This window comes from Methanothermobacter sp. K4 (assembly GCF_022014235.1).
Taxonomy (GTDB): Archaea; Methanobacteriota; Methanobacteria; order Methanobacteriales; family Methanothermobacteraceae; genus Methanothermobacter.
Genome location: NZ_JAKLTD010000001.1, coordinates 1 through 23,160, shown reverse-complemented (window position 1 = coordinate 23,160; position 23,160 = coordinate 1). Strand labels below are relative to the sequence as shown.

The following is a 23,160-nucleotide window of genomic DNA, read 5'->3' as shown; positions in this document are numbered from 1 at the left end:
CTGGGGTCACTGAATCAGCAGAATCCTCTCTGCCAGTTTTCCTGCAGCCTCAATGAACTCCTTTACTTCCACACCAGGGAAAGGATCCACAATACATAGCTCAAATTTCTCATCCAGGACTTCAGGAAGATTTCTGATGTCCTCAGAGTATATTCTGAACCTTTCCCTTCTGAAGCCATTGATCTGAAGGTTCAGGCGTGTCATCTCACATGCATCCATCCAGATGTCATTGAAGACAACCATCTCTGCACCGGCCATCAGTGCAAATATTCCCAGGGTTCCTGGACCGCAGGTGGCATCCAGAACAGTCTCTGGACGGGTTGATAGGATTTCCCTGGCGGCAGCTTCTATTTTATGGTTTTTTGCACCTGCAAATTCTATGTGAAGTCTGCTCTGCCTCCTGTATATGGACATTGAACCTGAGGGGGTATCTATAATGTCACACCTCATATCACAGCCTGCAAGAAGATCATATGCCTCTGGGGCCCTGGATGAATCCATAACCCCTGGTGTCACTGAGGGATCACCCCTTATGACACCCTTAACCTCAGGCACATCAGTTATTATCAGCTCCGCAGTTTTCCCAGTGGCCGCGGGTGTGAGAAGAACAAGCGAATCCTCGGGCAGGAATGGAGCCGATTTAAGGGGAAATGCAGGAGTTATGAGCGGAACACCGGCGTCCCTCAACCTGGCATTTTTGGGGAGGACCCCATTCTCTATAAGGATCATGGATACCTGTGCCATTACAGAATCAAGGTGCCTCCTGCCACATTCACATTCTTCAAGTGCCGATTCAGTCACCTGTTCCAGTATGGGTCTGAACTTCCTGAAACCAGGATTTATACAGCCCTCACAGGGGTCATAATACCCTTCCAGTTCATGCTTGTTATGGGCGCGAAGAACCTCCCCACAGACTGGACACCTTGCTGACATACACTTAAATATTATCCTCCACATATTAAAAGATGAGTAACATGAGGGACAAGAGGAAGGAGATTCTGAGGGAAATTCTCGGAGAATTCGCAGCTGATGAGGAAGCGACTCCAAGGGAAGAAAAAAGGGAGAGGCCTGCGGAATCGGAATTCAAGGTTGAAAAGGTGCTTGAAAAACCAGCGCCGAAACCCGCCCCCCGCGGTCCCGATATAAAGGATGTTGAAATTATCGAGGGCGACCTCATACCCAAATACAAGGTGTCCCTTCCAAAGTTCTCTGAGAAGGAAAGGGAACTCCTCAACGAGATCCGTGAAAAACTTGTTGAGGTCGCGGTATCCAAGGGTGAGGATTTCAGGATAGACGAATCCACCTTCATGTCGGAGGTTAAGGAATTCCTCAAGATGAAGGGGGTTCGCAATGTTGATAAACTCGCCAAGCAGATCTCCCAGGAGATGCTGGGATACGGGGAACTTGACCCCCTCATCAAGGATGATGACCTCGAGGAGATAATGGTAATCGGTGTCAACAAACCTGTCTTTGTCTACCACAGGAAAATGGGCATGATGATAACCAATGTGGTCTTCAAGAACGATGACGACATAAAGGCAATCATTGACCTCATTGCAAGGCAGGTGAACAGGCGTATAGACCAGCAGACACCCATACTGGATGCAAGGCTGCCTGACGGCTCAAGGATCAATGCAACAATACCCCCTGTTTCTCCGGACGGATCAACACTCACCATACGAAAATTCAGGAAGGACCCCTTCACGGTTGTTGACCTCATCAACTTCAAGACCATGTCCTCACATCTTGCAGCATTCCTCTGGGTCTGCACCGATGGACTCGGGGTGAAGCCATGCAACGCCATAGTTGCTGGGGGTACTGGTTCAGGTAAAACAACAATCCTCAACACGGTATCCGCCTTTGTACCCCCGACAGAGCGTATCATAACAATTGAGGATACGCTGGAACTTCAGTTACCCCACACCCACATCCTGAGGATGGAGACAAGACCACCAAACATAGAGGGTAAGGGGGAACTGGACATGGACACCCTGGTTAAGAACTCCCTCCGTCAGAGACCCGACAGGGTGATTGTCGGGGAGGTAAGGGGTGGAGAGGCAATAACACTCTTCACAGCCCTCAACACAGGGCACAGTGGTTTTGGAACGCTTCACGCAAACACCGCCAGGGAAACAATAACACGTCTCATAAACCCTCCCATGAACGTGCCGAGGATAATGATACCCGCCCTTGACTTTATAATCATGCAGAACAGGATGTACCGCCCCGAAGGGGGTTCAATAAGGAGGATAACTGAGGTTGCCGAGGTTGTGGGTATGGAGGAGGGCAATGTTCAGCTCAACAGGGTCTTTGAATGGAACAGCGTAACCGATAAGGTGGAATACGTTGAAATAGCCAGCCAGACCCTCAGGGAGATAGCTGAACTCAGGGCCATAAGCATAAATGAGATAGAGGAGGAGATTGAAAGGAGAAGACTCGTCCTTGAGTACATGGCCGATGAGAACATAAGGTCCATAGATGAGGTTGGGCACTACATAAATGAGTACTACAGGGACCCTGACGGTGTTCTTGACAGCATACTCTGAGGGCAGATACAATGGTCTCAATCAGGGATATATTCGATAAACTTGGGGGACTCACCCTGACATCCACAAAGAAGGTGGGTGAGGGCGTCCAGAAGCCAGTTAAGAAGATAGGTGAGATAAAGCCAAAGGCGCCCCCAATTGGAAAACCTGGGGGGATCCTGAAGAGGGAACCCGGGAAACCCAAGCCAGGTTTTCTCTCAAGAAGGGGATCAGCGAGGGTTATAAGCAGGATGAAAATGACCCCTGAGGAGATAGAGGTTTTCAAGGGCCTTATAGAGGCGGATAAAAGACTCGAAGAGCGGGGAGAGGACAGCGCCACCCGTGAAAGCTTTCAGAGGGCTTCCCTTGAGGAGATCCTGAAGGAAGAGGAGAAGGAGCAGCTTGACCCCAAGCTCATAATGATACTTGGTGGGGGCTCAGGGGCGGTTCTCCTTGTTGTGATGGTCGTCCTTGGGTTCGGGATCGAGATAGGCCTTGCAATGATGCTGGCTGTTCTCTTCATGGCCATAATTATCATATTCCTCCCGAACCTTCAGAAGGGCAAACGTTCAAGCGAGGCTTCCAGGGAGCTCCCCTTCGCACTCCGTCAGATGGCCACCGAACTCAAATCAGGACTTGGACTCCATGATAGTATGCGTTCAGTTGCAATGTCCGGTTATGGAGCCCTTTCTGAGGAGTTCGCGAGGACTCTTGAGGAGATCAAGTACGGTGAGACCACTGAGAGTGCCCTTATTGAGATGAGTAACCGCATAGAATCCGATGGTCTCAAGAGGGCTGTCTATCAGATCACAAGGACCCTCAACAGTGGTGGGGATCTCTCCAAGACACTCAATGTTATTGCAGATGATATTGCATATGAGATGAGGATGAAGCTCAAGGATTATTTCCAGAAGCTCAACTCCTTCACCATGATCTACATGTTCCTTGCGATTCTGGGACCCGTTATATTCCTTGTCATGCTCCTTGCAGCGTCCACTGTTATGGGGTCAGTCTTACCACCAATAGCCATCATACTGATATATCTCTTCCTCTTCCCGATGCTGGTGGGGTTCATGGCCTTCATGATCAAGAGGCTTGAGCCAAAACTCTAGACTCCAAATGTATATTTGATAGACCAGTCACCTTTCTTCCCGGAGTACATGTAGAAGTTCATGGTACTTCTCATCCCCGAGGAGGTGCATGAGTTTATGCTGTCTTTTTTCACCCAGAAAGTGAAGCAGTCTGTGGTAGGCATCCGCCCCGAGGAGGTGCAGGAGTTCATGGTATGCCTCATCCACAGTCAGCTTGACATCAACATCAAAGCCCGCCATTTTAAGGCGGTTCATGAGCTCAGCGGTCCTGGGAAGTCTTAAACTGGCTCTTCTTATTATCTCAGGTTCTCCGAAGATTTCACCTGGTGTTCCATCGGCGATGAGTTCACCGCTGTTTAGAACAAATATTCTCTCAGCAAACTGGCTGAGGATTTCAACGTCGTGGGAGGATATTATAACTGTTATGCCCTCCCTGCTCAGTTCAAGCAGTATTTCGATTATCCCATCGGCGGTTTCAGGGTCCAGTCCTGTTGTGGGCTCGTCAAGGACCATGATCTCAGGCTTCATGGCCAGGATCCCTGCGATGGCCACCCTTTTCTTTTCACCGCCGCTCAGATGGTGGGGCGCCCTTTTTTCGTAGCCTGACATACCCACCCTTTCAAGTGACTCCCTCACCCTTTCCTCGACCTCCTCTTCACTGAGTCCAAGGTTCGTGGGGCCGAAGGCAACGTCATCTTTCACTGTTGGAGCGAAGAGCTGATCATCGGGGTTCTGGAAAACTATGCCAACCTTCTGCCTTATCCCTATAAGTTCAGATTTGCTGTAGTTGATTTTTTCTCCATCGATTATTATTTCACCGGCTGATGGTTCCAGTATCCCGTTGAGGTGCAGAAACAGTGTTGATTTACCCGCCCCATTGGGACCTATGACGGCAACCCGTTCACCCCTCCCTATTTCCATGTTAATGTTTCTGAGGGCTGTGGTTCCATCGGGATAGGTGTAGCTGAGGTTCTTCACCTGGATCATCTCATCACCGGAAGCAATGTCTGGATGATGTGAAGAACCGCAAGTATCATGATATTCGCGGCCACAAACAGCATGTCCCTTTTTCCTATTGTGGATGATGCTGTGTACATCCTGCTCTCCGGTGTATAGCCGCGACTCAGCATGCTGAGATACACCCTTTCTCCCTGTTCATATGCCCGGAGGAACATCATGGCAATGGTTTCACCCACCTTCCTCAGCCTCCACAGGTATGGCACATTTTTGTTCCAGATATCAAAGCAGCGGGTTTTCTGGGCATTCCTTATTCTTTCAAGTTCATCATAGAAGAAGAAGAGGTACCTGACGGTGAGGTTGAGTAGCATTGCAAAGTCTGGGGGGACACCGATTCTCCTTGCTGAGCCAACAAGTTCCTGCATTGAGGTTGTTGAGGAGAGAAGGATCACAGCAGTCACACTCACCATCACCTTTCCAAGAAGCAGGGCTCCGAAGATGATGCCCTGGAGGGTCATGTCAACTCCCAGGGGCCCTGTCCAGATTACATCCCCGGGTCTTATGAATGGCTGAAATATTGCTATAAATCCGCCAAAGGGGAGTATGAGAATGAGCCTTTTAATGGCATAGGATGGTGATACATTTGAGAGGAATATGAGGAGGATAAGGTAAATCTCCATCAGGATGAGTGTTGTAATACTTTGCGTTGCAACTGCAAAGATGATTATGATAAACGTTATTATGAGCTTCACACGCCCATCAAGGCTGTGTATTGAACTCTCCTTAAGACTTTCCCTCTCTATGTTTATGAGGTCTTCCATTCAGCTTCCCCGCAAATTTTAATGAGGGGTTATTTCCCCTCATCAGCTTCTGTTTCCCTTCTACCGAGGATGACTCCAACGCCATAGGCGAGGCCCAGCACAAGGGCGGTGCCCAGCACCATTGCTATGGAACCGCCAACCCTGCTTTCACCCAGCACAGGGATGGTGTAGTCTGGGAGTGGTGATTCGACGACGGGTTCAGTTTCAGGGTTGGGCATCACCTTCTCGGCTGTACTCTCAAGTCCGTCAGGATTTTCTGATGCAAGGAATGGTGCCAGAATGGCTATTATGAGAGCAATCAGGATGCCCCCCACCATGAATTTTTTGTCCCGGGCATTCATTTTGATGCAACCCCCTTCTTCTCACCCCATTCACTGAACTTAAAGAGATCGGGGCGGCTGTTTTCAATTGCAATGACAACAACCACTGTTATTGCAGCTTCGATGATACCTATGACTGCATGGTAGAGCCCCATCATCCAGAGTCCCTCCACAAGCGGGAAGGTACCTGCTATCCACATCTCTATGGCGCAGGCAATGGCTGCAAGGAATATTGAGGCCCATGATGCCACAGCGACTGCAGGAATTTCACCGGCTGATCTGAGTGCCCTGAACAGGTAGTACCCTGTGAATCCTCCGATTACACCCATGTTGAATATATTCGCACCCAGGGCTGTTAGTCCACCGTCACCGAATATGAGTCCCTGGAGTATCAGTACAATTGAGAGCAACAGGACGGCCGCCCATGGACTTGCAAATACTATTGCAACAAGGGCCGCTCCAACCATGTGACCGCTGGTACCCCAGGGTATCGGTATGTTCATTGCCTGTATTGCGAATATTCCAGCTGCAAGAACTGCAAACAGGGGTATCTGTCTTTCTTTAAGTTCCCTTCTCGCCCACTGCATGCTGAAGTAGAGGGCTACAAGGGCTATGACCCAGTACACCACGTACTGTGGAAATGGTATGAAACCATCTGGAATATGCAAGATTCTTCGCCTCCTTATTATTTATATTAATTCAGTCAATATATTATGGAGTTATATAATATAAAGATTAGCGTGAGTATTACAATCTTCTTGTTTCATTTATATTGTGGTAATAATACACTCTGGTTTCCAGCCATCATAAAAGGATTTTTGAACTCAAAGGACATTTATATTGAGTATGAACTGAAACTGGGCTCCTCCCAGCTTCAATTATTGAGAGTAGCTTTATTAAAAATGTCCCTGTTTTTATGTGCCACGGCCAAATACACAAAATTTATATATGGATTTCATAAAATGAAAACCATCATTATAAATCATTAATAATTGTCAGTCTGCATTTAGTAATACTGGTGATGGATGTGGCACCCGAATCAAAAAAAGCCAAAAACCTTAAAGGGGATTTCTGGGATCTTAAAAATATCCAGATATCCATAGGAGAAATTATAACCGAGGAAAAACCTCAGGAGGAAGATGTAAAGGGTCCAAAACCCCGCCCCCATGTGACCGACCTCAGATCATGGGACATGAAGCTCCTTGAAAGATACGAACCATTCTATGCACCTTTCTGTGACATGTGCTGCCTCTGCACCTACGGTAAATGCGACCTTCTAGGTAAAAGGGGCGCATGTGGTATAGACGCAGCCACCCAGCAGGCACGCATAGTTCTTCTCGCATGCCTCATAGGGACAGCCGCACACGCGGGGCACGCAAGGCACCTTGTGGATCACCTCATAGAGAAGCTGGGAGAGGACCATGAGATAGACCTCGGCATGAACGTGGATATAGAGGCACCCATAACAAGGACGGTTATGGGTAGAAGGCCGCGAACACTTGGCGACCTCAGGGAGGTTATGGACTACGCCGAGGAACAGACGTCCCACCTCCTCTCAGCCTGCCACACAGGACAGGAGGGTGATAGCAGGGACTTTGAATCAAAGGCATTCCACGCAGGACTCATGGATGACCTTGTAAGGGAGGTTGCTGATATCGCCCAGATCGTTGCCCTGGACCTCCCTAAGGGGGATGAGGACGCACCCCTCGTTGAACTGGGATTCGGTACTATAGACAACACCAAACCCGTGATACTCTGCATAGGCCACAACGTCCTCCCTGGAGCAGACATAGTGGACTACGTCACCGGGAGGGAACTCGAAGACGAAATTGAGGTATGCGGCATATGCTGCGCAGCAATAGATGTTACAAGGTACAGTGAAGCCGCCAAGGTTGTCGGACCCCTCTCAAAGCAGCTAAGGTTCATAAGAAGCGGCGTCGCCGATGTGATAGTGGTGGACGAGCAGTGCGTGAGGACAGATGTGCTGGAGGAGGCCCTTAAAAACAGGTCAGCGGTGATTGCAACAACCGATAAGATGTGCCTGGGACTTCCTGATGTGACAGACGAGGACCCCGACAAAATCGTGAACGACCTCATAAACGGTAACATAGAGGGGGCACTGATCCTCGACCCCGAAAAGGTTGGGGAGGTGGCAGTTAAGACAGCAATGAAACTCGCACCACTCAGGAAATCCCTCAAAAAATTACCGGAGGTTGATGAGATAATCCGGATGGCATCAGAGTGTACAGACTGTGGATGGTGCCAGAGGGTCTGCCCCAACAGTCTCCCTGTCATGGATGCAGTTAAAAGCGCAGCTGAAGGTGATCTGAGCAAACTTGAGGAGATGGCACTTGAGGAGCTCTGCTACACATGCGGACGCTGCGAACAGGAGTGTGAAAGGGACATACCAATAGTATCCATGGTGACAAAGGCCGGTGAAAGGCGCGTAAAGGACGAAAAATACAAGATAAGAGCCGGGCGTGGCCCTGCACAGGATGTGGAGATAAGGAGGGTCGGCGCACCCATAGTCCTCGGGGACATACCAGGTGTCATAGCCTTTGTGGGATGCTCAAACTACCCTGAGGGTGGAAAGGACGTTGCCCTCATGGCAAAGGAGTTCCTTGAGAGGAACTACATCGTGGTCACAACGGGATGCGGTGCAATGTCCATCGGGGAATACAGGGACGAGGATGGAAAGACACTCTATGAAAAATACGGTGGACAGTTTGATGCAAAGGGACTCGTTAACATGGGTTCCTGCGTGTCAAACGCCCATATATCCGGGGCTGCCATAAAGATAGCCAACATATTCGCACAGAAACCACTTGAGGGGAACTTTGAGGAGATAGCAGATTACATACTTAACCGTGTAGGGGCATGTGGGGTCGCATGGGGTGCCTACTCCCAGAAGGCGGCTGCCATAGCAACCGGTGTGAATAGATGGGGTATACCAGTCGTCCTCGGACCCCACGGATCAAAGTACCGCAGACTGTTCCTTGGAAGGGCAGATGACCAGGAGAAATGGAAACTGAATGACCTGAGAACAGGAGAGGTAATCGATGGGGAGCCAGCGCCAGAACACCTTCTCTATGCAGCCGAGAACAGGGAGGAGGCAACGGTGATGGTGGCCAAACTCTGCATAAGGCCAACAGACACATCCAAGGGTCGCCAGATGAAACTCAGCAACTACATAGACCTCCACAAAAAGTACTTCGGCACAATTCCAGATGACATCGACAGGTTCATAAGGACAGAGAAGGACATCCCCATAGTCTACAAGAGGGATATCATGAAGATACTGGAGGAGAAGAACTGGAAGCCAAGGGAGCTTCCAAAAGAACCCTCACTCCTTGAGAGGTGATCGCCGTGAATGACCGTATAATACCATGGCAGCCAACTGTTATAGCAGGGCCGAAACAGGCAATGCTCGTAACACCAGAAACCGCAGTTATGATGATAAAAAAGGCCAAGAGGCCATTAATGGTTGTGGGGCCCCTTGCAAAGCGTCAGCCAGTGCTTGAACACACAGTTAAAATCATCAGGCACTGGGACCTGCCGGTGGTATCCACTGCCGATACCTACAGGGTGCTGAAGGATGCGGGTGTAGAATCAGAACCCCACGGGATAGTGGAGATAACCAACCTCCTGAAGGACCCAAGCTGGGAGGGTCTCAGGGGGGAGGGTCAGCATGACCTCGTAATATTCATCGGGTGCATCTATTACATAGCATCCCAGGGCCTATCAACCCTGAAGCACTTCGCACCACATATAAGGACACTCACAATATGCAAGACGTTCCACTCAAATGCAGATGCATCATTCCCCAACATGGATGATGATGAATGGTTCAGGTACCTTGAGAAGATGTATACTGACTGATTATAATGGAGGAATTCAATGTTTGAAGACATACCCGTTGATGTAAGTCCCATGCACGAGGGGGAGCGGATAAGATCAGCAAACATGTTCGTTGAACTTGCTGGCCCCAAATCCATCGGAGCCGAACTGGTCCAGGTTAAGGATAGCGTTGAAGATGGAAAGGTGGAGGTCATAGGGCCCGAGATAAGTGAAATGGAACAGGGTCAGATCTATCCATTCGCCATAAACGTGGAGATAGCAGGAAGCGAACTCGAGGAGGAACTTGAAAGTGTGATAGAGCGGAGGCTGCATGAACTCTGCAACTACGTCCAGGGTTTCATGCACCTCAACCAGAGGGACCAGATCTGGTGCCGTGTAAGCACAGAGGCAAGGGACGCAGGATTCATGCTGGAGCACCTTGGAAAGGCACTTTCAGTCCTCTTCAGGGAGGAGTTCCCCATAATCGAATCCATATCAGTGACAATCATGACCGACGAGGGTGCTGTTAAAGAATTCCTTGAAACAGCCAGGGAAAAGTATGAGATAAGGGATTCAAGGGCAAGGGAACTCTCAGACGAGGACGTTGACGTATTCTACGGGTGCCTCATGTGCCAGTCCTTCGCCCCAACACATGTATGTGTGGTCACACCAGACCGGACAGCCCTATGTGGAGCCATAAACTGGTTCGACTGCCGTGCAGCCTACAAGATGGACCCCGACGGTCCAATATTCGAAATTCAAAAGGGAGATGTCATTGACCCGGAGAAGGGAGAATATGAGAATGTTAACGCTGCAGTGGCCGAGAACTCACAGGGTACAACAGAGAGGGTTTACCTCCACAGTGTTTTCGGGTATCCGCACACATCATGTGGCTGCTTTGAGGCGGTGGCATTCTACATACCAGAACTGGACGGCATAGGCATCGTGAACAGGGACTTCAGGGGCGAAACCCCCCTTGGAATACCATTCTCTGCAATGGCGGGGCAGTGCTCAGGCGGAAAACAGGTTGAAGGGTTTTCAGGTCTCAGCCTTGAGTACATGCGCTCACCCAAGTTCCTGCAGGCAGATGGGGGATACTCAAGGATAATCTGGATGCCAAAGGAACTGAAGGACTCAGTCATTGAGTTCATCCCTGAGGATCTGCGGGATAAGATAGCCACAGAGGAGGATGCAACATCAATAAAGGAACTCAGAAAGTTCCTTAAGGATAAGGGGCACCCAGTCCTTGAAAGGGCACCCACAGAAGTTGAGGAAGCTGAAGCCGTTGAGGAAGAGGAAACCTACCCTGATGAGGCTCCCATAATTGAGGGAACACCTTTAATGGCATCCCCTGAAATCAGCCTTCCAGCGGCGGGCGGATTCAGGATAATCCTCAAAAACGCAAAGATCTACGCTGAGAAGGTAATAATAAAGCGTAAATAATCAACCTGAGTGGTCATGTGATAATAGCAGTAAGTGGCAAGGGCGGGACAGGAAAGACCATGGTTTCAGCGTCACTTGTGAGGATACTCGCAGCTACAGGTGCGGATGTCCTTGCAATAGACGCTGATCCTGATTCAAACCTTCCAGAGGCCCTCGGTGTTCCCGTAAGTGGGACGGTTGGTGAGGTGAGGGAGCAGCTTAAAAGGGACACGGCAGCGGGCAGAATCCCCCCATCAGCCAACAAGTGGGATATACTTGACTACCGGATAATGGAGTCAATAACAGAGACAGATGACTTCGACCTGCTTGTCATGGGCCGCCCGGAAGGGAGCGGATGTTACTGCGCAGTTAACACCATGCTGAGGCGAATAATCGAGAATATAGCAGAGAACTACGACTACATAGTGATAGATACCGAGGCGGGCCTTGAACACCTCAGCAGAAGGACAACCCAGAACGTTGACGTTATGATGGTTGTAACCGACCCCTCAAAAAGGGGGATTCTAACAGCAAGAAGGATACTTGAACTATCACGGGAACTTGAGATAAAATTCAGGAGGGTATTCCTGGTTCTTAACAGGGTCCATGAGGGGGACCTTGAGAAACTTGAAATAGACGGGGACCTTGAGGTCATAGGCGTCATACCCGAGGATCCCCTTGTTTCCAGGTATGACATGGAGGGCAGGTCTCTATATGAGCTGCCTGAAGACTCAGCAGCATTCAGGGCCATAAAAGAGGTTGCCGGGAAAATTTTAAGTCTATAGAGGTGTGCTTATGGATAAATTAACGGAACTTCTGAAATTACTTCAGAACACGGAATCCATCGAAATAAATGAGTTCAGGATGGATGTTGATGAACTTGAGCTCCACATAATGCCCGCGCTTCAGCGGGCCATCCAGAAAACAGTTGAGGTAAGGGAGGCAGTTGAGGCACTCCCTGAGGAGGAATTTGAACCACCGGTAAAGACATACCCTGGTGAGGTTGCACAGGTGAAACTGGGTGAGGGTACAAGGGAACCAGTTTACCTTGGTGGTCAGAAGGCCCTCTACAGATTTGAGGAGCCCCAGCCAAACCCACCGGTGGTGACATTCGACGTCTTCGACATACCCATGCCGGGTCTTCCAAGGCCAATAAGGGAGCACTTCAGCGACGTCATGGAGGACCCTGGGGACTGGGCAAGGAAGGCGGTGAAGGACTATGGTGCAAACATGGTCACAATACACCTCATTGGAACAGGACCCAAGGTAATGGACAAGTCCCCGAGAGAGGCTGCAAATGACATTGAGGAGGTCCTACAGGCAGTTGATGTCCCTCTCGTAATCGGGGGCTCAGGGGACCCTGAAAAGGATCCACTGGTCCTTGAAAAGGCCGCTGAGGCCGCTGAGGGTGAAAGGTGCCTCCTTGCATCAGCAAACCTGGACCTTGACTACAGGAAGGTTGCAAGGGCAGCCCTTGATCACAACCATGCTGTCCTATCATGGGCCATAACAGACGTCAACATGCAGAAAACCCTCAACCGTTACCTCATGAAGGAGGGTCTTAAACGTGAGGACATAGTGATGGACCCAACGACCTGTGCCCTGGGTTACGGTATAGAATTTTCAATAGATGTCATCACAAGGACAAGGCTTGCGGCCCTCAAGGGTGATGCCGACCTCCAGATGCCAATGTCATCTGGAACAACCAACGCCTGGGGTTCAAGGGAGGCATGGATGAAGAAGGATGAGTGGGGACCCACAGACTACAGGGGCCCTCTATGGGAGATAGTAACGGGACTTACAATGATGCTCTCAGGTGTGGATATATTCATGATGCTCCACCCGACATCTGTGAGGCTTCTGCGGGAGATAGGGGAAACATTCACAAGGGAGTACATGACCACCGAAACACCTGATCTCCGGGAATGGATAACCGAACTGGAATATTGAGGAGGGGTTAAATTGCAGGTAACTGCCATGGATGTATACCGATTACTACCAAAAACAAACTGTGGTAAATGTGATGAGTCATCATGTATGGCCTTCGCAACAAAACTCATTGAAAAGGAACTCACACTGGATGATTGTCCGCAGCTTGGTGAAAATGAAAGACAGAAGCTCGAGGACCTCCTTGCGCCGGCTGTGAGGGAAATCACCTTCGGCCCAGAAAAGAACCAGGTGGTGGTTGGGGGTGATGAGGTCCTCTACAGGTTTGAGCTCACATACTATAACCCCACAGCCCTCGTGGTTGATCTTCCAGATGACCTGCCATCAGAGGAGATCATGAAGAGGGCCAGTGATATCATGAATCTGAAATTCGAGCGCACCGGTGAGGAACTGACCCTGGATGCCATAGCGCTCAGGAACAAATCAGGAAGCCCTGAAAAGTTCGCAGAGGCGGCAGGGGCCCTGGCTGAACTCAAGTTTCCTGTTGTTCTATGCACATTTGATCCAGAGGCAATGAGGGCGGCCCTTGAGGTTCTGGGGGATCAGAAACCCCTGCTCTATGCGGCCACAAAGGACAACCTCCAGGAGATGGCTGATCTTTCGATTTCATACGGCTGCCCCCTGGTGCTCTTCTCGCCGGGGGACCTTGAGGAGATGAAGAACCTCACAAGAAGGCTGAGGGCAATGGGCCTTACTGAAATCATCCTGGATCCAGGTACATTCACAGGGGAGGGAATAGGTGACACAATAGACAACTTTGTCATGATAAGGCGCCTTGCAGTTGAGGAAAGGGATGAGGACTTCCGCTTCCCTATAATGGGCATACCAGCACTCTCAAGGCTTTCAGGTGGGGATCCAGTTGAGGATAACATAAAGGAGGCAACCGTTGCAGCCACACTCATGAACCGCTACGCCGACATTCTTATACTCGGTGGAACAGATATCTGGGAACTTATGCCCATACTCACCCTCAGGCAGGGACTCTACACTGATCCAAGGAAACCACAGACTGTTGATCCTGGAATATATGAGTTTGGAGATGTTGATGAGAACTCCCCTGTGATACTCACAACCAACTTCTCACTCACATATTACACAGTGGAGGGTGACCTCAAGGCAGGTGATGTTACGGCATATCTCCTTGTGCTTGACACAGAGGGGAGGGCTGTGGACGTCTCACTGGCAGGGGGACAGCTCACAGGAACCGCAGTGGCTGACCTTATAAAGGATAGTGGTATAGAGGATAGGGTGAAGGATAAGGTTCTCATCATTCCTGGACTTGCGGCGCCTGCAAGTGGTGAAATAGAAGACGATACCGGATGGAAGGTGCTTGTGGGGCCCAGGGATTCCTCAGGAATACCTGACTACCTTGAAAAACTGGCATCGGAGTAGAGGGGTGGTCCAGTGAAGATGCTGATGGTAATTGACCCTGCAAGGTGCAGTGGCTGCGATGATTGCATAAATGCATGCAAAAAGACCCATGGAATTGCAAGGGTCAGGAAGGCCGACAGGATGCCTGTATTCTGTCTTCAGTGCCACCCTGAGAAGGCTCCATGCGCAAGGATATGCCCTGTTGGCGCCATAAGGGAGGTTGATGGGGCCCTTGTGATTGATGAGGACGCATGCATACTCTGCAAGCTGTGCATGGTTGCCTGCCCGGCAGGAATGATAGTCCCTGACACTGAAAAGAAATCAGCAGAAAAATGTACGCTCTGTATGGATGCCGACTGTCTACTGCCTGCATGTGTGGATGCATGTAAGGAGAATGTCCTTAAACTGGTATCTGTGGATGACCTTGCTGATCTCAGGGATCGCATGGAATTCAGTGAGGTCCTTGAGGAGGCAATGAAGATCTACAGGGGCAAGTTTTAGGCGTTAGATTTCCACGTGAAGGGTGTTTATCAACACCCTCATATATTTGTAGGACCTGGTAATGTTTTCAAGGGGCCCTCTGAAGTATATGTAATATATGTAACCCTTCTTTTTGAATATGAATGATACTATCCTGTCTTTTTTTGTTTCACCGGTTACCATATATCCATGCTCGCTGTCCACGGTAACGGAGCCTCTTGTGACGTTAAAAAGACCCCTCATGTTCAGAACTTCAATTAAGATATCTGAAAATTCTTCGGCAGTCACTCCAGCGGCTTCCCTTCTCTTAACGGATATTTTAAGTCCATGTTCCTTACATGAACCTGTAATGAGCTTTTCACCATCCTTAACCTCCAGGAGATCCCAGAAAATGGGGTACCTGAAGCTTATCTCTCCGTTATCGAATCTCTCAAGGTATGGTTCCACATCTATCAAATCTATTGCTGCGCGGGCCTTTCTTCTAACAAAGAGGTATGGATCATTTAAGGCATCTATGAGGGATTCAAGGGCATCGGGGTCCCCTATAAGACCCAGTGCCTCCGCCACTTTTCCACGAACATAGCGGTTTTCGTCCCTTTTTCTGCCTGAGACCATCCTTTTGAGGTAGGGAACAGCCCTTTCTGAGCCTATTTCCCCAAGAGCTTCAACAAGGACGGCCCTTGTCTGCCAGGATGGGTCAGAAAGTTTTTCAAGGAGGGGATCAACCGCCGATTCGCCAAGGTTCACAACTGCAAGGACAATCTGGCGCCGGACCTCCATGTCAGGGTCGTTGAGTTTATCAATAAGGACTTCAAGACACCTCTCATCACCCAGATTTCTGGTTACCCTTGCAGCTGCCTTTCTCACAACCCATGACCTGTCATTAAGGGCAGCCAGTGCCTGCTTGAGCCCCCTCTCAGGGTCCAGCTCTGCAAGGGTGATGAGGGCATTTTTTCTTATATCCTCAAGGGGGTCATTTAAATATCCTTCAACAGCAGCAACTGACCTTTCATTTCTGAAACTGGCAAGGGCTCTGAGTGCACTTATCCTCACATCGATATCCTGGTCCTCAAGGGCATTTATAAGTGGCTCAACTGCTCTTGGATCCCCTATATTTCCCAGCGCCCTGGCTGCAGCGGCCCTAACACCTCCAAGTATGGGGTAGTCCCTCTGCCATTCCTCATATCTGAGGGCGTCAATCAGGGATGGTACTGATTGCTCATCTGCCAGCTCTTCGAGGGCGAGGGCAGCATCCAGTCTTACGGTGTAATCATCACTTTCAAGGGCCTCCCTGAGACCGTGAATATTCCCCTCTTGCAGGAGAACCTTTACCCTTTCTGTGAATACAATGATAACCCCCCCTTATGATAATCTATAAAAAAATGAATATTTAATTTTTATGATTTTTTTTCAGCATTTAAAAGTTCTGTGGCCATGTCAAGAGCACGGTCACTTCCATAGACAAGTTTCAGGTCCCATATGAATGTGAGGAATGAATGGAGGGGAGTGGGGTCGTTTTTAACACCCCTCTTCATCATGTATTCAATGGTTTTTTTCATTGAATCAGTGTCACCTGTGAGGCTGTAAATGAGCGCTGCATCGGAGTAGTGACTGAGGCAATAGGTATTTTCACCGCCATCCCCCTGGAATGAACCATCAGGGTTCTGATGGTCCTTTAACCATTCAGCACCTTTTTTCATTGAAGCAGCTGTTTTTGAATCATTTGTGGAGATATAGTATAGTGCCAGTCCTTTGAGAATCCCAATGTTCTCATATGCCCTTGAGCTCCATGATCCGTCGTATCCCTGCTTGTTGATCAGTGAATAAATAACTTCTCTTTTACCGGCGGGGTACATACCTGCAACCTGAGATTCTGTTTTAAGTTTGAGATAGTCTGTTCCAATAAGAACAGATGATTTTGTGCCGGGTGAGATGTTTATTTCATCTCCATTCACCTGCGAATCGACGAATTTAAGGCCTTTGTTAACTATCTTCTGACCTTCCGCTGATTTGAGATTCATGAGGGGGTATATTGTCTGTATTGTGGAAAGAGTGTATTCAGAGGGGGGCATTCCCCCTGGGAAGGAGCCGTTATCCATCTGTTTGTAACTTAGCCATTTCAGGAGATATTCTCCCCTTGAGGAAAGTTTTTCTTCACCTTTAATGTTTCCAAGCTCAATGTAAAGGGTTGCGATCATGGCGTTGCTGTCATATGATCCCTTGAAGAGGCTTCCAAATTCAAGGTCCTCCGCCGGATCACTGTAGCTCATTCCACCTGCTTCTGAGTATGAGTATCCGTTCCAGAATTTCTCAATGAAATTCACAATTTCACTGTGCTCCCCATCCAACACTATTTCTGAACTGTTTGACTGGATTTCTGGATTTTTTATGTACTTGTAAACTGACACATCCCCTGAAACAAAGCAGGTCTTGAAATGGGGGTTAAAGGGTATGTAAAGGCCAAGACCCTTCCTATGCACCGTTTTTGACATGTACACATAACTTACGTTGTTCTTCTCAATAAGGTAACATGCCTCAGATGGCAGCGGGGATTCAAATATTGTGGAAACATCATTTTTAACTGCATTGTTCTCTCCAAGGGAGGGGGCATCTCCCATGAAACCCTTATAAACTGTGTTTCCTAGGAGCACATCTCTTCGGTGGGTATTACCAATCAGTAGATATGAATCTTCAAGTGTTGATAGGAAAACCGCGTCTGAGGGGGTATTTTGGTTTATCCATTCAAAAGCAGCGTTTTGCTGGACTGTTGGCGTAACTACACTGGCATATCCTATGGCAGCCCCCTGGATAACAGGTGTTAAAATCAGGAATACAAGGACCACGTTCATTATGAGCGGCCCGATGTTCCATCTAAACAGGGGATAATATTTAAGACGTTCTGAGTTATCAAGTTTAAGTTTAACCTCAGTGAACGCATATCCTGCTAGTAGAGATAGGGGTATTGCTGCGTAGGGGTCCCTGAACCTGAAGGAATATGTGCCTATTATCATGAATACAGCAGCCCAGATTATAAGGAATTTATGGATAGGGTTCCTTGATCTGACCAGAAGGTATGCACCGTAAAGTCCAAGTACCAGCTGCACAGCACCCATCCATTTTGGAAAACCCAGTATTGTAACTGGAACTGACTGAAACCTTGCAGCGAACATTATGAATTCAAGAATTCCAAGGCCCCCCAGGATAAATAGTAATCCAAATTCAAGGGGTCTTTTTCTGAATGAGGGGATAAGGAACGTTGCAAGAAGTATCATGATGGCGATTGCGAAGAAAATCCATCCTCTGTGGGTGAAGATATAAATGCCGAATAACATTAAACCCCAAACTATATACCTTGATTCACCCCTGAAGATGTTTAGGAATCCTCCAAGTTCAAATTTATCAATGTCAGGGTAACCGGGAACTGTTTTGATGTATCTTATGGTCATGTAAAGAATTCCAGTGGTTAGAAGTAGCCCAAGGGATTCCGGTATAAAGATTGATGTCCTTGTAACAAATGATGGGACCATTGAAAAGAGGAATGCCGAAAGAAGGGCGGTATCTTCATTTGAAAATATTTCAGTGGCGACCCTGTACATCACAAGAACAGCAAGGGTTCCAAGAACGGGGCCCAGAAGGAAAAACACAAGTTCCGTTCTGAATAACATGTAGAGGGCCGCACCAAGCATATGATATAGGGGGGGATATCCATATGCCTTTAATCCCATAAGAGAAGGTATATCACGGGCTATTATACCTGGTCCATCGCTGACTATTCTCATTACCAGGTCATGATGTACATAGGCGTCGTTACCAGCCAGTGAATATGTTCTGCTGGGTATGAGCCGCACTGTGAATGCAACGGTTGCTATGATTAACAGATAGAGCCTTCTCTTCTGGACCTCATTTAACAAAGAACCACCTGGAAAATTTTTAGCATCGGCAATGGATTGATGAACTAGAGCATATTTTTGAGCATCTTTAAAATTCTGGGATAATACCTCAGTACCTTAAGGAGTGATATTTTTGAGATGGAATTTAAATCTTTTCCATCAAAGGATCTTATTAGTGCATCGAGTTCATCATCACTTAAACTGTCGAGCACCTTTCTAAATTTAAGTGATCTATCAAGGTTTTTACCTATCCTATCACGCCATGTGCTCTCATAATTTGAGAGGAAGCCTGAATCAGTTCTCTGTGATTCAATCGCATCAGTCGCTACATCCGCGGCTATCATCGCGCACTCTGCTGCAATGTGTATACCACCACCCGTGAGGGGATCGACCTGACCCGCTGCGTCACCAACGACAAGCAGGCCATCTGTGCATGTTCTACCGATGGGGCCGGCAACGGGCACAGCACCCGCGTTGAACTCCAGCCTGCTGCAGCCTGCCCTGGAGATGAAACTGTTAAGATAGTGTAGCGGACCATTATCAGAGCATCTTGTTCTCCGTACACCCACACCAACATTTGCCCTACCATCACCCTTAGGGAAGATCCATAGGTAACCTGATGGAGCAAAGGTACTCCCGAAGTAGAATTCCATGGTTTCATCATCCACATCCAAACCGGCAACCTCATACTGGGCACAGGAGCACAGTTCTCCCGGTCTGAAACGTGTATCAAGCCCCGCCATACGGCCAACACCTGACTGAATGCCGTCTGCTGCAATTACAATATCTGATTCAACCTCATGGGTTCCATCTGGACCCCTGAATTTAACACCGGAGACGGATCCATCATGGAATATGAGGTCCTTCACCCGTGACCCTGCAGAGACATCCGCCCCGGCTTCAGCGGCGCGCAAAGCTAGGTATTTATCAAAAATCTTTCTTTCAATGATGTAACCACTTATAATCGGGTTTCTGGTTGTTATCCTTGCACCATGTGGTCCGTTGATCGCAGCCGCATTTATTCTTGTACATGTGAACTCAGGAAGGGGCTTTATACCTGTTGATTTGAAGAAACTGTCACTCACTCCCCCGGCGCACTGTACAGGGGTCCCTATTTCCGGGTTTCCTTCAAGCATGAGGACCCTCAGACCATTTTCTGCTGCATGGTATGCTGCTATGGAGCCTGCCACACGACCACCAACAACAACAACATCATACTTCATCCTGACACCCCATCGCATCCACAGGACAGACTGCAGCACAGGCAAGACACCCCACGCACCCATCCCCCATGATGATGCCTTCCTCAAGTTCCAGGGTACCTGATGGACAGACATTCACACAGGCACCGCAGCGCATACACCTTGATGGATCGTGTTTCAATGAATCACCCACTAGATTTATGGACACCCGGTTTAATTAATCTTAGGATATACTGCACCGTTAAATTAATATATGACTTTTTACTACTATCAATTACCATGCAGGGGTGCCCGAGCGGCCAAAGGGGGAGGACTTAAGATCCTCTGGCGCAGGCCTTCGAGGGTTCGAATCCCTTCCCCTGCACTAGAGTTTTAGCTGTCCTGAAATTGAAATTGTTTGCCTTAGTGGCTCAGGTGGTAGAGCGATGCCTTGGTAAGGCATAGGTCGGGGGTTCGAATCCCCCCTAAGGCTTTTCATTGATTTTAAGGTGTTCTAATGGAGAAAAAAATTGCTCAGATCTCGGACATACACTTTGGTGAAAAGAATTTCTCCAGCAAGCTCAGGGAGAATCTTCTAGGACAGCTTCAGGATGAGAATCCTGACCTCATAGTTGTTTCAGGTGACCTCACCACAGAGGGCTATGCCCATGAATATGAACTTGCAGCTGAATTTGCAGATGAGCTGCGGTCAATCACATCAACATATATAATTCCAGGCAACCACGATGCAAGGAATGTTGGACTGGTGCACTTTGAGAAGATGATAGGTAAGAGGAAGTTTGTCCATCATGACTCAGAATTTGCTGTTATAGGTCTTGATTCATCTGAACCTGACATAAACGATGGTCAGATAGGGATGGATCAGCTGGAATGGCTTGCAAGGGAACTTGAGAGGGTTCCTGATCACCTCTGCAAGATAGTTACATTCCACCACCATCTGCTGCCCATACCAAACACTGGACGTGAGAGGAACATACTGCTGGATTCAGGAGATCTTCTCAGACTCCTCAATTCATATGGTGTTGACTTTGTACTCAATGGACACAAGCATGTGCCCAATGTCTGGATGATTGAGGGGATGGTCACACTGAATTCAGGCACAGCCACAACAAGGAAACTGAGGGGTGAGACGTTCCCCTCCCATAACCAGCTGAGGATAGATGATGATAGGATCTCCGTTGACCTTATAAACACCGAGAATGGTTCTAAAAGGGAAATGGCCAGTTATTCTGTTAAGGTTGAGGATGAAGAATACATGATATGTTCATATGTACACCCATGAGGCTTCCCTTAACCTCTAGTTTTGTTTTTATAAAAACATTAATATATCATCATCCACAATGTTCTCTAATAGAGAAAATAAATATGCATAATATGATCAGATCTAGCCATTAAGAATCTGCAGGTGGCAGCGTTGACCAAGGCATTTGATATACTGATGGCCGGGATAATCTCGGGAATAGTGGCATTCACAACCTCAAAGCTGGGAGTGGGCGGAACTGTCATGGGCGCTGTTCTTGGTTCAATGCTGTATCAGCTCCTTTCCCATTACCTCAGGGAGCCCCTCAAGAATGTTAAGACAGAGAGGGTTGAGAGCAGGGTTGTGTTTGCAATACCCCTCATTATAATAGTTGTAATTGAGGCGATATACCTCCTTGGAAATTTCCAGTGGAAACCCCAGCATATCTTCTACCTCCTTGAGGAGGCAACCGACTGGAACCTGTTCAGGTCAATAGGGGTTGGGCTCATGGTGATGGGTATCTACCCCCTCCTGCAACCTGAGACCATAAGGAAATCATATGGACATGTCCTATTACTCATGGGCTTCATTGTCCTCTTAAGGGGACTTGTGGATGTTCAGTCACCTCTGGTAATGGTTTACAGGTCGATTTTTTATGAATTCGACATCCTGATAACCGTGCTGGTCATAGTTACACTTCTCTACATGATTGTATCCATACTCAGGGAATCTGTTGTCATTGTAATGGAAGATGAGGTGTCTTTGGAGAATGAAAAATAAAACAAAAAATGCAACACTCAAGTCAATCATAGATGTTATACTCTATGAGAACCCATCCACACAGGATGAGATTGCAGAAAGACTTGGAATAACAAGACGGTATGTTACCAAACTCCTCCAGCCCTTAATAAAGGAGGGTGTTGTGAGAAGGGCCTACATTGTGGATATAAAGAAATTTGAGGAATTTCCAGAGCTTTTTGGTGAGGAGATCACATCCAGGGAATACGCAGGAAGCTTTTTTATCAAGGAGATACTCAGGGACATGGCACAGCATGTCTGCAAACAGCTCAGGAAGTCATTCAGGTCCCTTGAGGAATACGATGAGGACCTTGCAAATGAGGCCCTGAAGATGGACTACATAACGAACACCATGCACGAGAAGGTGAGGTCCTCTGTTGACACTGCAATAGCGATGAATCCCTACTCTGAGTTCAGCAAGACAATGGCATTCACAGAGATTGCCTATGACCTTGAAAGGATAGGTGATCACTCTGCAATAATAGCAAACTTCGCAGTTAAGGAGTCCTATGAGGTTGACCCTGCGATGATGGAGTACCTCCGGGAGATGTTTTCAATTGCTGTTGAGATGGTGAATACAGCAATGGAAGCATTCCTCAACGAGAAACTTGAACTCAAGGCAAAGCTCATGTCCCTTGAGGATGATATTCACAGGGTCCAGAAGAACGCCCTTAACTGTGTGGCCACACAGATGGCTGAAACACCATTTGAGGATAAGGAACGCTCAACCTATTACATATCCCTTTCAAGGGTTGTGAAGACCTTTGAGAGAATAGCGGATATTTCAATTGAGATATTTGATACTGCAGGGGAATATTACAGGAATATACCGCGGACAACAACGCCTGAGCGTTTCAGGAGGCGTGAGAGGGAGGGTATGTGATTCACTTCTTTTTCTTTTCCATGTATTCCTTTATTTTCCTCTCTTCCCATTCCTTACCAAGAAGCCTGTCGCCAATAAAGACACCGAAGGCGTGCCATATGACTCCTATTCCCCAGAAGACTGTTATCCAGTAGAACCACCATATACCCGGGCTTGAAAGAAGGTTTATGAGGAAAAGGGTGAAGTTAACTATTACAAAAACAGATAGGTGTATGTAAAATCCCTTAAGTTCCTCTACTCTCTTCCGGGCTCTTTCGTATTCATCGTCCTGCATAGTTCTGCCCCTTCAATGGATCTGTAGTCAGTCTCTAATATTCTTTTCTCCTCGCCGTCGTAGTGTATCTCTTCGATGTCGAAGAATTTCCTGAAGGCGGGT

At 48.1% G+C, this 23,160-nt stretch carries 22 protein-coding genes and 2 tRNA genes; 14 read left to right on the top strand and 10 right to left on the bottom strand.

Features of this window, described 5'->3' with window-relative positions; translation table 11 throughout:
• Positions 1–6 precede the first annotated feature (6 nt).
• On the bottom strand, positions 7–933 hold the full coding sequence (locus L5462_RS00120) for a methyltransferase (RefSeq protein ID WP_237778825.1): 927 nt from the start codon (positions 931–933) through the stop codon (positions 7–9).
• A 41-nt stretch (positions 934–974) separates the two neighbouring features.
• Between L5462_RS00120 and L5462_RS00115 the strand changes: the two genes are divergently transcribed.
• Together L5462_RS00115 and L5462_RS00110 are read left to right on the top strand one after the other, a co-directional pair.
• Positions 975–2,546, top strand: a complete 1,572-nt coding sequence (locus tag L5462_RS00115; RefSeq protein ID WP_237778824.1) for an ATPase, T2SS/T4P/T4SS family — start codon at positions 975–977, stop codon at positions 2,544–2,546.
• An 11-nt stretch (positions 2,547–2,557) separates the two neighbouring features.
• A complete protein-coding gene (locus L5462_RS00110; protein WP_237778823.1) occupies positions 2,558–3,637 on the top strand; it encodes a type II secretion system F family protein in 1,080 nt (359 codons plus the stop codon).
• Positions 3,638–3,664: 27 nt separating this feature from the next.
• Here the strand turns inward: L5462_RS00110 and L5462_RS00105 are convergent, their stop codons facing one another.
• The 4 genes from L5462_RS00105 to cbiM are packed head-to-tail and all read right to left on the bottom strand — an operon-like array spanning position 3,665 to position 6,382.
• Positions 3,665–4,603, bottom strand: a complete 939-nt coding sequence (locus tag L5462_RS00105) for an ATP-binding cassette domain-containing protein (protein ID WP_237778822.1) — start codon at positions 4,601–4,603, stop codon at positions 3,665–3,667.
• Positions 4,600–5,394, bottom strand: coding sequence for a cobalt ECF transporter T component CbiQ (gene cbiQ, locus L5462_RS00100; RefSeq protein WP_237778821.1), 795 nt, complete (start codon positions 5,392–5,394; stop codon positions 4,600–4,602). The genes L5462_RS00105 and cbiQ overlap by 4 nt, the downstream gene beginning before the upstream one ends.
• A gap of 29 nt (positions 5,395–5,423) precedes the next feature.
• Positions 5,424–5,735 (bottom strand): PDGLE domain-containing protein, encoded by a 312-nt coding sequence (locus L5462_RS00095; protein ID WP_237778820.1) that lies wholly within the window; start codon positions 5,733–5,735, stop codon positions 5,424–5,426.
• A complete protein-coding gene (gene cbiM, locus L5462_RS00090) occupies positions 5,732–6,382 on the bottom strand; it encodes a cobalt transporter CbiM (protein ID WP_237778819.1) in 651 nt (216 codons plus the stop codon). Before cbiM ends, L5462_RS00095 begins: the two co-directional genes overlap by 4 nt.
• A 353-nt stretch (positions 6,383–6,735) precedes the next feature.
• Between cbiM and cdhA the strand changes: the two genes are divergently transcribed.
• The 7 genes from cdhA to L5462_RS00055 are packed head-to-tail and all read left to right on the top strand — an operon-like array spanning position 6,736 to position 14,792.
• Positions 6,736–9,075: a CO dehydrogenase/acetyl-CoA synthase complex subunit alpha gene (gene cdhA / locus L5462_RS00085; RefSeq protein WP_237778818.1), complete on the top strand. Its 2,340-nt coding sequence runs from the start codon at positions 6,736–6,738 to the stop codon at positions 9,073–9,075.
• A complete protein-coding gene (cdhB, locus tag L5462_RS00080) occupies positions 9,072–9,593 on the top strand; it encodes a CO dehydrogenase/acetyl-CoA synthase complex subunit epsilon (protein WP_237778817.1) in 522 nt (173 codons plus the stop codon). The genes cdhA and cdhB overlap by 4 nt, the downstream gene beginning before the upstream one ends.
• Positions 9,594–9,611: 18 nt before the next feature.
• Entirely contained in the window at positions 9,612–10,994 is a 1,383-nt protein-coding gene (cdhC, locus tag L5462_RS00075) for a CO dehydrogenase/CO-methylating acetyl-CoA synthase complex subunit beta (protein WP_237778816.1), read from the top strand.
• 17 nt (positions 10,995–11,011) lie between these two features.
• Positions 11,012–11,758 (top strand): AAA family ATPase, encoded by a 747-nt coding sequence (locus tag L5462_RS00070; RefSeq protein WP_237778815.1) that lies wholly within the window; start codon positions 11,012–11,014, stop codon positions 11,756–11,758.
• Positions 11,759–11,768: 10 nt separating this feature from the next.
• Entirely contained in the window at positions 11,769–12,923 is a 1,155-nt protein-coding gene (cdhD, locus tag L5462_RS00065; protein ID WP_237778814.1) for a CO dehydrogenase/acetyl-CoA synthase subunit delta, read from the top strand.
• 12 nt (positions 12,924–12,935) lie between these two features.
• Positions 12,936–14,312: an acetyl-CoA decarbonylase/synthase complex subunit gamma gene (gene acsC, locus L5462_RS00060; protein ID WP_237778813.1), complete on the top strand. Its 1,377-nt coding sequence runs from the start codon at positions 12,936–12,938 to the stop codon at positions 14,310–14,312.
• A gap of 18 nt (positions 14,313–14,330) precedes the next feature.
• Positions 14,331–14,792, top strand: coding sequence for a 4Fe-4S binding protein (locus L5462_RS00055; protein WP_237779476.1), 462 nt, complete (start codon positions 14,331–14,333; stop codon positions 14,790–14,792).
• Between the two features lie 3 nt (positions 14,793–14,795).
• Here the strand turns inward: L5462_RS00055 and L5462_RS00050 are convergent, their stop codons facing one another.
• The 4 genes from L5462_RS00050 to L5462_RS00035 form a co-directional block, all read right to left on the bottom strand.
• Positions 14,796–16,076, bottom strand: a complete 1,281-nt coding sequence (locus L5462_RS00050; protein ID WP_370637002.1) for a HEAT repeat domain-containing protein — start codon at positions 16,074–16,076, stop codon at positions 14,796–14,798.
• Between the two features lie 92 nt (positions 16,077–16,168).
• Positions 16,169–18,682: a prenyltransferase/squalene oxidase repeat-containing protein gene (locus L5462_RS00045; protein ID WP_237778812.1), complete on the bottom strand. Its 2,514-nt coding sequence runs from the start codon at positions 18,680–18,682 to the stop codon at positions 16,169–16,171.
• Positions 18,683–18,726: 44 nt separating this feature from the next.
• Positions 18,727–19,884: an NAD(P)/FAD-dependent oxidoreductase gene (locus L5462_RS00040; protein WP_237778811.1), complete on the bottom strand. Its 1,158-nt coding sequence runs from the start codon at positions 19,882–19,884 to the stop codon at positions 18,727–18,729.
• Positions 19,874–20,044 (bottom strand): 4Fe-4S binding protein, encoded by a 171-nt coding sequence (locus L5462_RS00035; RefSeq protein WP_237778810.1) that lies wholly within the window; start codon positions 20,042–20,044, stop codon positions 19,874–19,876. The genes L5462_RS00040 and L5462_RS00035 overlap by 11 nt, the downstream gene beginning before the upstream one ends.
• A gap of 100 nt (positions 20,045–20,144) precedes the next feature.
• On the opposite strand from L5462_RS00035, the gene L5462_RS00030 reads away from it, so the two are divergent.
• The 5 genes from L5462_RS00030 to L5462_RS00010 all read left to right on the top strand — a co-directional run bounded on the left by L5462_RS00030 (position 20,145) and on the right by L5462_RS00010 (position 22,784).
• A tRNA-Leu gene (locus L5462_RS00030) sits at positions 20,145–20,227 on the top strand.
• 35 nt (positions 20,228–20,262) lie between these two features.
• Positions 20,263–20,335: transfer RNA gene (locus L5462_RS00025), tRNA-Thr, on the top strand.
• Positions 20,336–20,359: 24 nt separating this feature from the next.
• Positions 20,360–21,145: a metallophosphoesterase gene (locus L5462_RS00020; RefSeq protein ID WP_237778809.1), complete on the top strand. Its 786-nt coding sequence runs from the start codon at positions 20,360–20,362 to the stop codon at positions 21,143–21,145.
• A gap of 123 nt (positions 21,146–21,268) precedes the next feature.
• Entirely contained in the window at positions 21,269–21,883 is a 615-nt protein-coding gene (locus L5462_RS00015) for a hypothetical protein (RefSeq protein ID WP_237778808.1), read from the top strand.
• The gene (locus L5462_RS00010) at positions 21,873–22,784 is read left to right on the top strand and encodes a phosphate uptake regulator PhoU (RefSeq protein ID WP_237778807.1); all 912 of its coding nucleotides are present in this window, start codon (positions 21,873–21,875) and stop codon (positions 22,782–22,784) included. The genes L5462_RS00015 and L5462_RS00010 overlap by 11 nt, the downstream gene beginning before the upstream one ends.
• Position 22,785: 1 nt before the next feature.
• Here L5462_RS00010 and L5462_RS00005 read toward each other — a convergent pair whose 3' ends face one another.
• Positions 22,786–23,058, bottom strand: coding sequence for a 2TM domain-containing protein (locus L5462_RS00005; RefSeq protein WP_237778806.1), 273 nt, complete (start codon positions 23,056–23,058; stop codon positions 22,786–22,788).
• Positions 23,059–23,160 lie beyond the last annotated feature (102 nt).

Coding starts and splice junctions, on each gene's coding strand:
- L5462_RS00115 (WP_237778824.1), top strand. CDS start 975: ATGAGGGACAAGAGGAAGGAGATTCTGAGGGAAATTCTCGGAGAATTC.
- L5462_RS00010 (WP_237778807.1), top strand. CDS start 21,873: ATGAAAAATAAAACAAAAAATGCAACACTCAAGTCAATCATAGATGTT.
- L5462_RS00105 (WP_237778822.1), bottom strand. CDS start 4,603: ATGATCCAGGTGAAGAACCTCAGCTACACCTATCCCGATGGAACCACA.
- cdhC (WP_237778816.1), top strand. CDS start 9,612: ATGTTTGAAGACATACCCGTTGATGTAAGTCCCATGCACGAGGGGGAG.
- L5462_RS00040 (WP_237778811.1), bottom strand. CDS start 19,884: ATGAAGTATGATGTTGTTGTTGTTGGTGGTCGTGTGGCAGGCTCCATA.
- L5462_RS00095 (WP_237778820.1), bottom strand. CDS start 5,735: ATGAATGCCCGGGACAAAAAATTCATGGTGGGGGGCATCCTGATTGCT.
- cdhA (WP_237778818.1), top strand. CDS start 6,736: ATGGATGTGGCACCCGAATCAAAAAAAGCCAAAAACCTTAAAGGGGAT.
- L5462_RS00020 (WP_237778809.1), top strand. CDS start 20,360: ATGGAGAAAAAAATTGCTCAGATCTCGGACATACACTTTGGTGAAAAG.
- cbiQ (WP_237778821.1), bottom strand. CDS start 5,394: ATGGAAGACCTCATAAACATAGAGAGGGAAAGTCTTAAGGAGAGTTCA.
- L5462_RS00055 (WP_237779476.1), top strand. CDS start 14,331: ATGCTGATGGTAATTGACCCTGCAAGGTGCAGTGGCTGCGATGATTGC.
- cdhD (WP_237778814.1), top strand. CDS start 11,769: ATGGATAAATTAACGGAACTTCTGAAATTACTTCAGAACACGGAATCC.
- L5462_RS00120 (WP_237778825.1), bottom strand. CDS start 933: ATGTCAGCAAGGTGTCCAGTCTGTGGGGAGGTTCTTCGCGCCCATAAC.
- L5462_RS00005 (WP_237778806.1), bottom strand. CDS start 23,058: ATGCAGGACGATGAATACGAAAGAGCCCGGAAGAGAGTAGAGGAACTT.
- L5462_RS00110 (WP_237778823.1), top strand. CDS start 2,558: ATGGTCTCAATCAGGGATATATTCGATAAACTTGGGGGACTCACCCTG.